Here is a 14,553-nt window from a genome sequence, read left to right on the forward strand (position 1 = left end):
GCAAAAAAATAGGACGCCTGAGCGTCCTATTGTTGGCTGGGGAGGCCCCCAGCCGCTTTTTGCCGATTAAACCATGACAGCAATCAGGCGAGTGCTTTTACTGCGGCAGCAAGGCGGCTTTTATGACGGGCAGCCTTGTTTTTGTGAATGATGTTCTTGTCGGCAACGCGATCGATAATGCTTGTGGTTTTTTGGAAAACTTCAGCAGCAACGGCTTTATCGCCGGCTTCGATGGCTTGGCGCACGCGTTTGATCGACGTGCGAAGCATAGAGCGCAGGCTGGCGTTGTGTTTGTTGCGCTCTACCGACTGGCGAGCACGTTTGCGGGCTTGGGCGGTATTGGCCATTATGCGTATCCGTGTATCTGTGTGGGTTTATTCGGCAAAGACAGCTATTCTATATTACTTGCCACGCCGTGTAAAGTCTGAAGGCCTGAATCCGCAGCCAAGCAACACAGCGAAATAAGCCAGCGCGCTGGCCGCCAGGACCCCGCCCAGCCAGAGCACGCGCAGGCCGGGTTGCGCGCCCAGGGCGACCCAATCGAGCGACTGGCCGGCAAGCCACAGCACGGCCGATAGCGCGCCCAGGGCGGGCAGCATGCGCAGGCCGAAGCGGAGCCACCCGGGGCCGGGCGTGTAGAATCCGCCGCGGCGCAGCAGCACCACCAGGCACAGCGCATTCACGCTGGCGCCCAGTCCGATCGACAGGGCCAGCCCGGCGTGGGCGAATTGCGGCACGAAAATCACGTTGAACACCTGGGTCAGCACCAGGACGAACAGGGCAATCCGCACCGGGGTGCGGATGTCCTGCTTGGCGTAAAAGCCGGGGGCGAGAATCTTGATCGCGAGCAGGCCGATCAGGCCCACGGCGTAGGCCATGACAGCCAGGCGGGTTTGCATGACGTCGGCGCCGCTGAAGGCGCCGTAATGAAAGAGCGTGGCCACCAGCCCGTCTGACAGCAGGGCCAGGCCGACCGCGGCGGGCAGGCCCAGCAGCAGCACCAGGCGCAGGCCCCAGTCCAGCAGGGCGCTATAGCCGGCCTGATCCTGCCGGGCGTGCGCCGCGGACAGGCGGGGCAGCAACACCGTGCCCAGCGCCACGCCGAGCAGCGCGGTGGGAAATTCCATCAGGCGGTCGGCGAACGACAGCCAAGTCACGCTGCCCGGCGTCAGCCAGGTGGCGATATTGGTGTTGATCAGCAGCGAGATTTGCGCCACCGATACGCCCAGGATCGCGGGCAGCATCTGCCGCATGATCCGCTTGACGGTGGGGTCGTGCCAGGCCTGGCGGACGCGCGGGGAATAGCGGGGCAGCAGGCCGAGCTTGGCCAGCGCCGCCCATTGCACCAGCAACTGGGCCACGCCGCCTATCATGACGCCGGCCGCCAGGGCATAAATCGGTGTCTGGAAGTACGAGACCAGGAACAGGCTGGCGCCTATCATGGACAGGTTCAGCAGGACGGGCGTAAAGGCGGGAACGGCGAATTTGCTCCAGGTGTTGAGCACACCCGACGCGAAGGCCACCAGCGACATGCAGACGATGTAGGGAAACATCAAGCGGGTCATCCAGACCGCTGCGTCGAATTCTGCTTGCCGCGCCGCGGTGCGCATGCCGCTGGCCATGGCGCTGACCACCCACGGGGCGCCGATGATCCCCGCGGCAGTCACCAGCATCAAGGCGAATGTCAGGAGCAGCGCAACGCGGTCGAGCAATAGCCGTACGGCTTGCGCATCGCGCGTGCTGCGCGCTTCCCCCAGAATGGGCACGAAGGCCTGGGAAAAAGCGCCTTCGGCGAACAGCCTGCGCAACAGGTTGGGAATGCGGAACGCCACCCAGAAAGCATCGGTCAGCGGCCCCGCCCCGAACGAACTGGCAATCAGGATGTCGCGGAGCAGGCCTGTTATGCGTGACAGCAGCGTGAAGCTGCTGACCGTGGCTGCAGACCGGAGCAGGCTCATGAGGCTGGGCGCTTATTTAGGGCCCATGCGTATGGCGCCATCCAGACGGATGGTTTCGCCATTGAGCATTTCATTGGTGATGATGCTGTTGACCAGCTTGGCATAGTCTTCCGGACGGCCCAGGCGGGACGGGAAGGGGATGCTGGCGGCCAGGGAATCCTGCACTTCCTGCGGCATGCCGAACACCATGGGGGTGCCGAAAATGCCGGGGGCAATGGTGACGCAGCGTATGCCGGCCTTGGACAGGTCGCGCGCGATGGGCAGCGTCATGCCGGCCACGCCCGCCTTGGATGCGGCATAGGCGGCCTGGCCGATCTGTCCGTCGTAGGCGGCAACGGAAGCGGTATTGATCAGGACACCGCGTTCCCCTGTGGGTTCGGGCGTGTTCCCGCTCATGGCAGCGGCGGCCAGGCGGGACATATTGAATGTCCCGACCAGGTTGATCATGATGACCTTCTGGAACAGGTCGAGCGCGTGCGGGCCATTCTTGCCCACGGTGCGCGAAGCGGGCGCGACCCCGGCGCAATTGACCAGGCCGAACAGCGCCCCTGCCTGCGTGGCGGCGGCAACGACGGCCTGCCCATCGGCTTCCTGGGTGACATCGCAATGCACATAGCTTTGCCCCAGCTCGGCGGCCAGTTGCTGCCCGGCCTCATCCTGGACATCGGCCAGGATGACTTTGGCGCCTTCGGCGACCAGCATGCGGGCGGTGCCGGCGCCCAGGCCCGATGCCGCGCCGGTGACGATGAATACTTTGTTCCTGATTTCCATTTTTTGTCTCGATATATGTAAAAAACGGGCGCTGGGCCCGTTCAGAATCCGGCTCAGGCCTGCAGCGCCTGAAAGATGCGTTCTTTGATGTCTTCGACCGCGCCCAGCCCGGAAAGCTGGCGGTAGGCCGGTGCGTCCGGGCTGCCGGATTCTGCCCATTGCGAATAGTAGTCGACCAGCGGCCGGGTCTGTTCGCGATAGACAGCCAGGCGATTGCGGACGGTTTCTTCCCGATCGTCATCGCGCTGGACCAGGGGCTCGCCCGTCAGATCGTCGGTATCGGGCGTCTTGGGCGGATTGAACTTGGTATGGTAGCTGCGCCCGCTGGCCGGATGCACACGGCGTCCGCTCATGCGTTCAATGATGTTTTCTTCGGGAACGACGATTTCCACCACGAAATCCAGCTTGACATTGGCATGCTTGAGCGCATCGGCTTGCGGGATCGTGCGCGGAAAACCGTCGAACAGGTAACCGTCGCGACAGTCGGGCTGTTGCAGCCTATCGCGCACCAGGCCAATAATGATGTCGTCGGAAACCAGGCCGCCGGTGTCCATGATTTTCTTGGCCTCCAGCCCCAAAGGGGTCTGGGCTTTAACAGCGGCGCGCAGCATGTCGCCGGTGGAAATCTGGGGGATGCCAAATTTTTCGGTGATGAATGCCGCTTGGGTGCCTTTACCCGCACCGGGTGGACCGAGCAGTATCAGTCGCATGAATTCCTCCTGGAGTTTCGTTTTTCTAACTTTTTCCGATTATGCCGCAATGCAGCAATTTATGCACGTGATCCGGCGCGGAACCAGCGAATTTGAAGTCGATTTATAACCGATTTATGAATAATTCGCGTATCCGGTCCAGATCTTCCTGGGTATCCACACCCGCTGCGGGATGGTCTGCCGCAATATGCACGGCAATGACGTAGCCGTTTTCCAGGGCGCGCAGTTGCTCCAGCGACTCGAACGATTCCAGCGGCCCCACCGGCAGGCCGGGATAGGCCGCCAGAAACGCCACGCGGTAGGCGTACAGGCCGATGTGATGCAAGGCGGGCAGGCCTTCCGCCAGCCGTTGCGCGCCGTCGGCCAGGGCATTGCGCGCCCAGGGGATGGGCGCGCGTGAAAAATACAGTGCGCGCTGGCCATGCGAACAGACGACTTTGACGGCATTGGGGTTGAAGAGTGTGGCGGCATCGGTGATGGCGGTGGCGCAGGTGGCAATGGCCGCGTCGGGGGCCTGCGCCAGCAAATAGGCCACGGCGTCGATCTGCGCGGGGTCGATAAGCGGCTCGTCGCCCTGTACGTTGACGACGATGGTATCGGGCTCAAGCGACAGTTGTCCGGCCACCTCGGCCAGGCGGTCGGTGCCGGTGGGATGGTCGGCGCGGGTCAGCAGGGCCTTGAACCCGTGCGCCTGCACGGCGGCCTGGATGCCGGCGTCGTCGGTGGCGACCACTACCTGGCTGGCTTGCGATTTTGCGGCCTGTTCCGCCGTACGCACCACCATGGGCTTGCCGCCGATATCGAGCAGGGGCTTGCCCGGCAGGCGCGTCGAGGCGGCACGCGCCGGAATGACGGCGATAAAGCTCATGCGGTTTTGGCGGATTCGGCGGGTTGCCCCGATTTGGGTGCGCGCTTGGCCAGATCGCGGGCTTCGTCCTCGAGCATGACGGGAATGCCGTCGCGGATGGGGTAGGCCAGCTTGTCGGCCTTGCACACAAGCTCTTGCTGTTCGCGGTCATGGTGCAAAGGACCTTTGCACAGCGGGCAGACCAGTATTTCAAGCAGGCGGGATTCCATGCGCAGCTCCAAGGGAAAATCGGACGATAAAAGAAAGAGTTTAATGCCTGGGCCGTTTGTCGGCCATGGCGGATTTTTGCTGGGCAATGACGCGCAGCATTTCATGGATGTGATCTATCCAATCGGCATCCGAAAACACGGGTTCGGCGTGCACGACCCACAGCCGGGGATCGTTGAAATGCAGGCATTTGACGGCGTCCTTGCGGGTGATCAGGATGTTCGGGTCCGACAGGGCGCTGAATGGCGAGGTGTCGTAGCGATCGTGGTCCGGCAATGCCACCGTCTGGTTCAATTGCAGGCCTGCCGCGGCCAGCATGGCAAAAAAACGCTCTGGCTGGCCGATGGCGGCAACGGCGCTGACCGTCCGGTGGCCGTGGGCCGACCGCCAGGCATTCCATTCCAGGGTCGTGCCGGTGCTCAGTTGCGTCACGCTGACCGGCGCCAGTTGCATGGTCAATTGCCGCGCCAGGGTATTCAGGCGCTTCGGAGCGGGCTCGTTGGGCTGGGTATTGGTGATGATGACGTCGACATATTCAAGGCGGCTGGCGGGTTCGCGCAAGGGGCCTGCCGGCAGGACCCGCCCATTGCCGGTGCCGCGCCCATCCTGCACGACGATTTCCAGGTCCCGACCCAGGGCCAGATGCTGCAGGCCGTCGTCGGCGATGACGACATCGACTTGCGGATAGTCGCGCTGCAGCCGTTTCAGGGCCAGCGGGCGATTGGGGTGCACGGCCACAGGACAGCCTGTGGCCTGGGCGATCAGGGCGGGCTCATCGCCGAACAGGGCGGGATCAAGCTGCCCTTGTCCCGTCCTGGCCTTGTCGCCCACCTGAACGCCGTAGCCGCGGCTGACCACGCCGGGATGCCAGCCGCGCGCCTGCAGCGATTGCGCCAGGGCGACGACGACGGGGGTTTTTCCGGTGCCGCCCACGTAGATGTTGCCGACGATGATCACGGGCAGGCGGCTGTGATAGGCCAGTCCGGGGTCACGCTGGTATCGCAATCGCTTACGGGCGATGAAGGCGCGCGCTATCCAGGACGCCGGCCACAGCAGGGTGCTGATCAGCCCCTTCTTTTGCCAGGCGGTATGCAGGGTTTGGGTCAAGGACGGCGAAATGTTCAAGGCGGACTCTGAGTGGCGAAGTTGACGCGGGCGATCCCGGCAAGCCGGGCCGCCTCCATGACGCGGACGACGGATTCATGCGTGGTCTGTGCGTCGGCATTGATGACCAGAACGGCATCTTGCCGGCCGCCGGCCGCCGCGCGCAGGGCTTGCGCAATGCTTTGCGCCGTCGTGCCCGGCATCAGTTGGCCGTTCAATGCGTAAAGGCCTTCCTGGCTGATGGCGACATCGATAGCATCGGTTTCCAGCGCGTCGGCCCGAGCCTCGGGCAAGGCCAGTTCCATCTGGTTGAACCGCGTGAACGAGGTGGTGGCCGCCAGGAAAATCAAGATCACCAGCAGCACATCGATGAGCGGGATCAGGTTGATGTCCAGATCATCGTCCGCTTGCCTGCGCCGGAAGTTCATGGCCGCGCTCCGCGCTCGATCATCCGGTTCAGGGCGCTGGCCTCGCGTTCCATGCGGTGCAGATAGTGATCCACGCGCGAGCGGAAATACCGGTGAAAAATCAGGGCGGGGATGGCAATGATGATGCCGAAGCCGGTGTTGTACAAGGCAATGGAGATCCCCCGGGCCAATTGAGCGGGGTCGCCGCCGGCCGGGGTGTAAGATGCAAAAATCTCGATCATTCCCACGACGGTGCCGAACAGCCCCATCAGGGGCGCCACCACGGCAATGGTGGCCAGCGCAGGCAGGTAGCGGTTAAGGTTGTGGGCCACATCCTTGCCGACATCTTCAATGGCCGTCAGGCGATACGCATTGGTTTCGTCGCGATTGATCATGACCTCGGCCAGCACCCGGCCCAAGGGGGAGTTGCCCGCCAGCCGCAGCACCGCGTCGGGACTGCTGTTTCTTTGGCGCAGCAGCTCCAGGACCTGGCCGGGCAGGCGCGGGGGAAAGACCAGCTTGGCGCGCAAAGACAGGAACCGTTCGATGATCAAGGCGAGCCCCAGGACGGACGTGGCAATCAACAGCCATATTGGCCATCCGGCCGCGTTGATGATGTCAAGCAAAGCGATCTCCCCATGTAATAGGCCAAGGCATTTTAACGTTGTGTGGCGCCGTGCCGGAAACATTTCAAATGACGGAAAGTAGAATAGGCCAAATAGCGTATATTGACGGGCTGATTGACCCATAGACAGCCGCGAGGCCTGGCATGCGCGCCCATGGCAAGCCAAGACCGGCTGGGAATGGGCGAATGCGCCTGCCAAGGGCTCAAAACGCAAACATGGCGTCAAAGTTCGGCCTAGATTGGCTTGCCGTGTGGCTTTCGGGCGGGTATCCACAGAAACTGTGGATAATTCTGTGCACAAGTTGCCTGATAGGCGCTATTTACCGGCCCTACAGGTTCAGTGGTTAATTTGCGCTCATTTTGAAAAAATCGAAATAATATATTTACATCAATGGCTTATGTTGTTTGCTTAAAGCTGAAATTGATCTATGGTGGCGATTGAATTGATATTTCACCGATTTGACAAAACGATTTCCTCTGTGGACAGACCCTGCGGGAAACCGCGGGATCCGGCTTATGCGGTGTTTCTTTAGGCGGCCACGGAGTTTTTATGGATTCAAGAAAAATGCAGACCACGACTGACAGTGTTTGGACCATCAGCCAGTTGAATCGCCGGGTCGGTGAATTGTTGGAAGGAAATTTTTCGCGTATCTGGGTAAAGGGGGAAATCTCGAACTTCACCCAGGCGGCGTCGGGCCACTGGTATTTCTCAGTGAAGGATGAAGGCGCCACCGTCCGCGCGGTCATGTTTCGCGGCCGGGCGCAGGCGGTGGGCTTCGTGCCCAAGCCCGGGGAAAAGTTTGAGTTTCGCGTCAATGTCACCTTGTATGAGCCGCGCGGGGACTATCAATTGCAGGTCGAAAGCCTGAGAAGGGCGGGACGCGGCGATCTGCACGAGGCATTCCTGGCATTGAAAGACAAGCTGGCCGCCGAAGGCCTGTTCGATCCCGCGCGGAAACGGCCTGTCAAGCCGCTGCCGGCGGCGGTCGGCGTGGTCACGTCACTGGCGGCGGCGGCCCTGCACGATGTCTTGTCGGCCCTGGCCCGGCGGGCGCCTCATGTACCCATCATCATTTACCCCGCGCCGGTGCAAGGGCTGGAGGCGGCCGGCCGGTTGAACCAGGCCTTGCAGCAGGCGATCGGCCGCAACGAGGTGGATACGCTGCTGCTGGTGCGTGGCGGCGGAAGCCTGGAAGACTTGTGGAGTTTCAACGATGAGGCCTTGGCGCGCACGATTGCGGCCAGTCCTATCCCGGTGATCAGCGGCGTGGGCCATGAAACCGACTTCACGATTGCCGATTTTGTCGCCGATGTGCGCGCCCCGACCCCCACCGCGGCGGCGGAGCTGTGCTGCCGCAGCCGCCAAAGTTGTGTGACCGAACTGGGCGCAATCGTGTCGGCGCTGGCAGCGCAGCAGTTGCGCATGCTCGAGCGCGCCGCATTGCGGCTGGACCGCGCCGTGGCCATGCTGGTTTCGCCCGAGCAACGGTTGCGGCAGCAGAACGAACGCCTGTCGGTATTGAAAAGCCGCCTGACCCAGGCCGCTGTGCGCCCCCACGAGGGCCGCCGCGCCCAGCTGGCCATGCTCAGGACACGGCTCAGCTATGCCGCCCCCAAGCCCGCCGGCATCCGGAGCAACGTGTCCGGGCAGCAGCAGCGTCTGGGCCGCGCACTAGAGGGCCTGCTTGAACGGCGCCGGCAGCGGCTTGCCGCCACGCTGCAAACGCTCGAGGCATTGAGCCCCCGCAGCATCCTGCAACGGGGTTATGCCATCGTCCGCAAGGATAACGGGGAGATCGTAAAAAATGCGTTAGACTTGAGCGTTGGCGAATCGCTTAGTGTCGAGCTTGGCCGCGGCAGCGCGCGCGTCAATGTTACGCAAACGCACGGATTACTATAACGACCCGCGTTCGGACCCAAGTACGCCGACACGCTGCTTTCCCGTACCCTGACTGGTTTTTTTGAAGGAACTTGAACATGGCTTTTACCTTACCCCCGCTCCCGTACGCACTCGATGCCCTGGCACCGACCATTTCCAAGGAAACGCTTGAGTATCACTATGGCAAGCATCATCAGGCTTACGTCACCAACCTGAATAATCTGGTGGCCGGCACTGAGTTCGAATCCGCGACCCTGGAAGAAGTCGTCAAAAAGTCGTCCGGCGGCATTTTCAACAATGCGGCGCAAATCTGGAACCACACGTTCTACTGGAACAGCCTGTCGCCCAATGGCGGCGGCGAGCCCACCGGCGCGCTGCTTGATGCCATCAACGCAAAATGGGGTAGTGTCGACGCCTTCAAGGAAGCGTTCAACAAATCGGCAGCCGGCAATTTCGGTTCCGGCTGGACATGGCTGGTCAAGAAAGCCGATGGTTCGCTCGATATCGTCAACACCGGCAATGCCGCGACCCCGCTGACCACAGCCGACGTCCCGCTGCTGACCTGTGATGTGTGGGAACACGCCTACTACATCGATTACCGCAACGCCCGCCCCAAATATCTGGAAAGCTTCTGGGGCGTGGTGAACTGGGAATTCGCCGCATCCAACCTGGGCTGATCCCAGCGCACCCATCGGATCGGGATGCCCAGCATCCCGGCCCCGCCACCCCTGGCCGCCAGGGGTATTTTTTTGCCGCCGGGCCGCTCCCAAGGCAAAAAGCGCCCCCCTGGGGGGCAGCAAGCAGGCCGCGAGGTGGACAGCAAGCAGGCATTAGCCTGCGCAGCGTGGGGGCTTTTTCCTGCCTTGGGAGCGGCCCGGCGGCAACATTGAGGCGGCCACGGAATGGACAGGTCGGCCCCGGCCTCGAAGAGTAAGCCCTGTTTGCGCTAAGATCAGTTCATTGCGCGGTCATTCCAGGTGGCCCGTTGCCGATTTCCTGTTTCAGCATTCTTTTTGAGGTTTCCAGGTTTAATCATGACGACACAAGCTTATATTTGCGACGCGATTCGCACGCCTTTCGGCCGCTATGGCGGCGCCTTGGCATCGGTAAGGGCCGACGATCTTGGCGCCATTCCGATCAAGGCGCTCATGGAACGCAATCCGGACGTAGACTGGTCCAGGCTGGACGATACGTTGTTCGGTTGCGCCAACCAGGCGGGCGAAGACAACCGCAACGTCGCCCGCATGGCAACCTTGCTGGCTGGCCTAGCCACCGACGTGCCGGGCGCAACCATCAATCGCCTCTGCGGTTCAGGCCTAGACGCCGTCGGGTCGGCTGCGCGCGCCATCCGTGCGGGCGATGCCCAGTTTGTGCTGGCCGGCGGGGTGGAAAGCATGAGCCGCGCCCCCTTCGTCATGGGCAAGGCCGATACGGCTTTTTCCCGCAATGCGGCCATTTTCGATACCACCATAGGCTGGCGTTTCATCAACAAGCAGATGAAGGCGCAGTATGGTGTCGATTCCATGCCGGAAACGGCCGAGAACGTGGCGGACCAGTTCAAAGTCAGCCGCGAAGATCAAGATGTCTTTGCGCTGGCCAGCCAGTCCAAAACCGCCGCGGCCCAGAAGGCTGGCGTGTTCCAGGCGGAAATCACGCCGGTGCATATTCCCCAGCGCAAGGGCGACCCCATTGTGGTCGATACTGACGAGCACCCGCGCGAAACAACACTCGAGGCCTTGGCGCGCCTGAAGCCCATTGTCCGGCCCGACGGCACCATTACCGCGGGTAATGCCTCCGGCGTCAACGACGGGGCCTGCGCTTTGCTGGTGGCCTCTGAAAGCATGGCGCGCGAGCAAGGCCTGACGCCGCGCGCACGCGTCGTGGCCATGGCCACGGCAGGGGTCGAGCCCCGCATCATGGGCATTGGCCCGGCTCCGGCCTCCCAGAAGGTATTGGCGCTAGCCGGCCTGACCATCGACCAGATCGATGTGATTGAGCTGAATGAGGCGTTTGCCGCCCAGGGGTTGGCCGTGACCCGTCTGCTGGGCATTGCCGACAACGATCCGCGCGTCAACCCCAATGGCGGCGCAATCGCCCTGGGCCACCCGCTGGGCGCCAGCGGCGCCCGCCTGGCCTTGACGGCGGTCAACCAACTGCATCGCAGCGGCGGGCGTTACGCGCTGTGCACCATGTGCATCGGGGTGGGGCAGGGAATCGCCGTTATCCTGGAGCGTGTATAAGGGGTTTGCGGCGGACTCAAGGCGGCGGCAGGTTGGCAACGGCCGCGCCGGCCTTGACCAAATGCTGCCGGAACCAGCCTTGCTGCATCTCAAGCGCATACAGTATGGGCGCTTGCGGGCAGTGGGTATCCAGGCTGTGGGGCTGCATGTCTGCAATATTCACAATCTTGCCCTGTGCGTCGATGAATGCGATCGATAGCGGCAGCGGCGTGTTCTTCATCCAGAAGCACGGCATGCCCACGGCATCGAAGACAAACAGCATGCCGTGATCGGCAGGCAGGGCGTTGCGGTTCATCAGTCCGTATGAGCGGCTGGCTTCCGTGGCGGCCACTTCAGCCTGCACGGCATGCGGCCCGACCTTCAATTGGGCCGTTGGCAACAGCATGGCCTGGGCGCGTGCCGGGCCGGACGCCAGGCCAAGCGCCATCAGGGCCAGCACACAGCAAAAAAAAACAGGGCTAAGAAGCCCTGTATGGCGATACGATTTATGCATTGTTGTTAAGCGGTTACTACACTACGAGGCGTGTCAGGCAGCCGTGATGTTGAGTGCTTGTTTGCCTTTGGGCCCCTGTGCGATTTCGAATGCGACTTTCTGGCCTTCTTTGAGGGTCTTGAAGCCATTCATTTGGATGGATGAAAAGTGCGCAAAAAGGTCTTCGCCCCCATTGTCGGGGGTAATGAATCCGAAACCTTTGGCGTCGTTGAACCATTTGACGGTTCCAGTCAGCTTTTGTGTATCCCCAGGCGTGGAGGTTGCGGTTGAATCAGACATGCGGACTGCCTCTCGACTATAGTGTTAGATTGAAACTCGACTACAAGGGTTACCTTTAGCCTACGGATTCTGGCATGCAGCATACTTCCAAGCACTCAGAATACTACGATAATGCGCAATTTACCCTAAGATAGTCAACTATGGAAACCACTAGTATTTGTCATGGCTACTCATATCGAAAACCAGCGTGATACGGTTCTTGATCGTCAACCGGCCAAACTGGCTCCACCCCCCTTGTATCAGGTCGTTCTGCTGAACGACGATTACACCCCCATGGAGTTCGTCGTGACGGTGCTCCAGCGCATCTTTGGAAAAAACGAAGACGAAGCCGCCCGCATCATGCTGAAAGTGCACCACGAAGGGCGGGGCGTCTGCGGTGTCTATACGCGCGACGTCGCGGCGACGCGGGTCGAGATGGTTCGCCAGATGGCGCACGCCAGGCAGCATCCGCTGCAATGTGTCATGGAGCCCGCGCCGGAAGCCTGACGGGGGCCTTGGCCGGCATTTTTGCGCGCCGCCGCGCAGCCGATAAAAAGTACAGGTATAGTAAAGATATCGGGAGCTTTTGAGGCTATCCGGTAACAGTAATATGACTCTTTAATTAATGTTGATACGCAAGGTCGATTTAGTCATAGAATAGGATTTATCGAATTGTTTGTCCGCTCCGATATGTGATGGAGGAAGCGTGATCTCCGAAGAACTTGAAGTCAGCCTGCACATGGCCTTTGTCGAGGCCCGCACCGCGCGACACGAATTTATTACCGTAGAGCACCTGCTGCTCTCGCTGCTCGATAATGCGGCGGCGGCCGAGGTGCTGCGCGCATGCTCGGCCAACATCGATGCCTTGCGCCAGGAACTGCGTACCTTCATCAACAAGAACACCCCGGTCTTTCCCGGCGAGGACGAAGTCGATACCCAGCCCACTTTGGGTTTTCAGCGTGTCATCCAGCGCGCCATCATGCATGTGTCGTCGGGCAACACCAATCGCAATACGGTCACGGGCGCCAACGTGCTGGTCGCCATGTACGGCGAGAAAGACTCCCACGCGGTCTATTTTCTGCAGCAGCAGGGCATTACCCGGCTGGATGTCGTCAATTATCTTTCGCATGGCATCACCAAGGCTTCCGAAGAACCGCCGGTCGAGCCCGCCCGAGCCCAGGCCCCCGAGGCCGAACCCAAATCCGACCAGCAAAAGTCGCCGCTCGAACTCTATGCCACGGATCTCAACGCCGAGGCCCGCTCAGGCCGCATCGATCCCCTGATCGGCCGCGAGCACGAAGTCGAACGGGTGATCCAGGTGCTGTGCCGGCGCCGCAAGAACAACCCCTTGCTGGTGGGCGAGGCAGGCGTAGGCAAGACGGCCATCGCCGAAGGTCTGGCCTGGCGCATCACCAAAAAAGATGTGCCCGATATCTTGGCGGATGCCGAAGTCTATGCGCTCGACATGGGCGCCTTGCTGGCGGGCACCAAATACCGGGGCGATTTCGAGCAGCGGCTCAAGGGTGTCCTCAAGTCGCTGAAAGACAACAAGAACGCCATCCTATTCATTGACGAAATCCATACGCTGATTGGCGCCGGCTCGGCCTCGGGCGGCACGCTCGACGCCTCGAACCTGCTCAAGCCGGCGCTGTCTTCCGGGCAACTGAAGTGCCTGGGCGCGACGACGTACAACGAATACCGCGGCATCTTCGAAAAAGATCACGCGCTGTCGCGCCGCTTCCAGAAAATCGACGTGCCCGAGCCCACGGTCGAACAGACCATACAGATTCTGCGCGGCCTGAAGGGGCACTTCGAAGCGCATCATGGCGTGCGCTATTCGGCAGCGGCCATCACGGCGGCGGCGGAACTGTCGGCACGCCACATCAATGACCGCTTCCTGCCCGACAAGGCCATTGACGTCATCGACGAGGCGGGCGCCGCCCAGCGCTTGCTGCCGCGTTCGCGCCAGAAGAAAATCATCGGCAAGGCCGAAGTCCAGGCCACCGTTGCCAAGATCGCCCGCATCCCGCCGCAAAGCGTCTCCAACGACGACCGCAACAAGCTGGCCACGCTCGACCGCGATCTCAAGACCGTGGTGTTCGGCCAGGATGCCGCCATCGAAGCGCTTTCCGCCGCCATCAAGATGGCCCGCTCGGGCCTGGGCCGGCCCGACAAGCCCATCGGTTCCTTCCTGTTTTCGGGGCCCACCGGCGTGGGCAAGACCGAGGTCGCCCGCCAGTTGGCCTTCGTGCTGGGCATCGAGCTTTTGCGCTTCGACATGTCCGAATACATGGAGCGCCATACCGTATCGCGCCTGATCGGCGCGCCGCCGGGATACGTGGGCTTTGACCAGGGGGGCCTGCTGACCGAAGCCGTCAGCAAGCAGCCGCATTGCGTGCTGCTGCTCGACGAGATCGAGAAAGCGCACCCCGATGTCTATAACATCTTGCTGCAGGTCATGGACCACGGCACGCTGACCGACAACAACGGGCGCAAGTCCGACTTCCGCAATGTCATCATCGTCATGACGACCAACGCGGGCGCCGAGGCCTTGAACCGGAGCACCATCGGGTTCGCGGCAGCACCCAAGACGGGCGACGAAATGGCCGACATCAAGCGCCTGTTCTCGCCCGAGTTCCGCAACCGGCTCGACGCCATCATCGGCTTCACGCCGCTTTCACGCGATATCATCTTGCGCGTGGTCGACAAGTTCCTGATGCAGCTTGAAGACCAACTGCACGAAAAACGGGTCGAAGTGGTGTTCACTCAGGCGCTGCGCGATCACCTGGCCAAGGAAGGCTTCGATCCGGCCATGGGCGCGCGTCCCATGCAAAGGCTGATTCAGGACACCATACGCCGGGCATTGGCGGACGAGCTCCTGTTTGGCCGCCTGGTCGATGGGGGCAGCGTCGAGGTGGGCATGTCGGCAGACGGCAAGGTCGAACTCACGTTCTCCGACAAGGGCGATAAACCCGCTGGCACACAACAAGCCTCGCCTTCGCATCCGGAGCCCGAGCTCGTTGATTGACCGGG

The 14,553-nt window shown here is 61.7% G+C and carries 16 protein-coding genes; 5 read left to right on the forward strand and 11 right to left on the reverse strand.

Annotated features, from left to right (window positions below; translation table 11 throughout):
• Positions 1 to 83 precede the first annotated feature (83 nt).
• The 9 genes from rpsT to RE432_RS12705 all read right to left on the reverse strand — a co-directional run bounded on the left by rpsT (position 84) and on the right by RE432_RS12705 (position 6,651).
• Positions 84 to 347 (reverse strand): 30S ribosomal protein S20, encoded by a 264-nt coding sequence (rpsT, locus tag RE432_RS12665; protein ID WP_013741765.1) that lies wholly within the window; start codon positions 345 to 347, stop codon positions 84 to 86.
• A gap of 54 nt (positions 348 to 401) precedes the next feature.
• A complete protein-coding gene (murJ, locus tag RE432_RS12670) occupies positions 402 to 1,958 on the reverse strand; it encodes a murein biosynthesis integral membrane protein MurJ (protein ID WP_310933762.1) in 1,557 nt (518 codons plus the stop codon).
• 12 nt (positions 1,959 to 1,970) lie between these two features.
• Complete coding sequence (locus RE432_RS12675) at positions 1,971 to 2,729, reverse strand: 3-hydroxyacyl-CoA dehydrogenase (protein WP_310933763.1); 759 nt, start codon at positions 2,727 to 2,729, stop codon at positions 1,971 to 1,973.
• A gap of 53 nt (positions 2,730 to 2,782) precedes the next feature.
• A complete protein-coding gene (gene adk / locus RE432_RS12680) occupies positions 2,783 to 3,439 on the reverse strand; it encodes an adenylate kinase (protein ID WP_310933764.1) in 657 nt (218 codons plus the stop codon).
• Between the two features lie 103 nt (positions 3,440 to 3,542).
• Positions 3,543 to 4,307, reverse strand: a complete 765-nt coding sequence (kdsB, locus tag RE432_RS12685) for a 3-deoxy-manno-octulosonate cytidylyltransferase (RefSeq protein ID WP_310933765.1) — start codon at positions 4,305 to 4,307, stop codon at positions 3,543 to 3,545.
• A complete protein-coding gene (locus tag RE432_RS12690) occupies positions 4,304 to 4,516 on the reverse strand; it encodes a Trm112 family protein (protein WP_310933766.1) in 213 nt (70 codons plus the stop codon). Before RE432_RS12690 ends, kdsB begins: the two co-directional genes overlap by 4 nt.
• 40 nt (positions 4,517 to 4,556) lie before the next feature.
• The gene (lpxK, locus tag RE432_RS12695; RefSeq protein WP_310933767.1) at positions 4,557 to 5,639 is read right to left on the reverse strand and encodes a tetraacyldisaccharide 4'-kinase; all 1,083 of its coding nucleotides are present in this window, start codon (positions 5,637 to 5,639) and stop codon (positions 4,557 to 4,559) included.
• The gene (locus tag RE432_RS12700) at positions 5,636 to 6,046 is read right to left on the reverse strand and encodes a biopolymer transporter ExbD (protein ID WP_310933768.1); all 411 of its coding nucleotides are present in this window, start codon (positions 6,044 to 6,046) and stop codon (positions 5,636 to 5,638) included. Before RE432_RS12700 ends, lpxK begins: the two co-directional genes overlap by 4 nt.
• A complete protein-coding gene (locus RE432_RS12705) occupies positions 6,043 to 6,651 on the reverse strand; it encodes a MotA/TolQ/ExbB proton channel family protein (RefSeq protein ID WP_310933769.1) in 609 nt (202 codons plus the stop codon). The genes RE432_RS12700 and RE432_RS12705 overlap by 4 nt, the downstream gene beginning before the upstream one ends.
• A 564-nt stretch (positions 6,652 to 7,215) precedes the next feature.
• Between RE432_RS12705 and xseA the strand changes: the two genes are divergently transcribed.
• The 3 genes from xseA to pcaF all read left to right on the forward strand — a co-directional run bounded on the left by xseA (position 7,216) and on the right by pcaF (position 10,769).
• Positions 7,216 to 8,550 (forward strand): exodeoxyribonuclease VII large subunit, encoded by a 1,335-nt coding sequence (xseA, locus tag RE432_RS12710; protein WP_409079872.1) that lies wholly within the window; start codon positions 7,216 to 7,218, stop codon positions 8,548 to 8,550.
• 77 nt (positions 8,551 to 8,627) lie between these two features.
• The gene (gene sodB / locus RE432_RS12715; protein ID WP_310933771.1) at positions 8,628 to 9,206 is read left to right on the forward strand and encodes a superoxide dismutase [Fe]; all 579 of its coding nucleotides are present in this window, start codon (positions 8,628 to 8,630) and stop codon (positions 9,204 to 9,206) included.
• Between the two features lie 357 nt (positions 9,207 to 9,563).
• Complete coding sequence (gene pcaF / locus RE432_RS12720) at positions 9,564 to 10,769, forward strand: 3-oxoadipyl-CoA thiolase (RefSeq protein WP_310933772.1); 1,206 nt, start codon at positions 9,564 to 9,566, stop codon at positions 10,767 to 10,769.
• Between the two features lie 16 nt (positions 10,770 to 10,785).
• Here the strand turns inward: pcaF and RE432_RS12725 are convergent, their stop codons facing one another.
• On the reverse strand, positions 10,786 to 11,196 hold the full coding sequence (locus RE432_RS12725; protein WP_310933773.1) for a DUF192 domain-containing protein: 411 nt from the start codon (positions 11,194 to 11,196) through the stop codon (positions 10,786 to 10,788).
• A gap of 99 nt (positions 11,197 to 11,295) precedes the next feature.
• On the reverse strand, positions 11,296 to 11,541 hold the full coding sequence (locus RE432_RS12730) for a cold-shock protein (protein ID WP_165028941.1): 246 nt from the start codon (positions 11,539 to 11,541) through the stop codon (positions 11,296 to 11,298).
• 162 nt (positions 11,542 to 11,703) lie between these two features.
• On the opposite strand from RE432_RS12730, the gene clpS reads away from it, so the two are divergent.
• Positions 11,704 to 12,027, forward strand: coding sequence for an ATP-dependent Clp protease adapter ClpS (gene clpS, locus RE432_RS12735; protein ID WP_310933774.1), 324 nt, complete (start codon positions 11,704 to 11,706; stop codon positions 12,025 to 12,027).
• 199 nt (positions 12,028 to 12,226) lie between these two features.
• Positions 12,227 to 14,548: an ATP-dependent Clp protease ATP-binding subunit ClpA gene (gene clpA / locus RE432_RS12740; RefSeq protein WP_310933775.1), complete on the forward strand. Its 2,322-nt coding sequence runs from the start codon at positions 12,227 to 12,229 to the stop codon at positions 14,546 to 14,548.
• The last annotated feature ends 5 nt before the right edge of the window (positions 14,549 to 14,553 follow it).

The sequence above is a fragment of the Pusillimonas sp. SM2304 genome, assembly GCF_031628915.1.
Lineage (GTDB): Bacteria > Pseudomonadota > Gammaproteobacteria > Burkholderiales > Burkholderiaceae_B > Pusillimonas_C.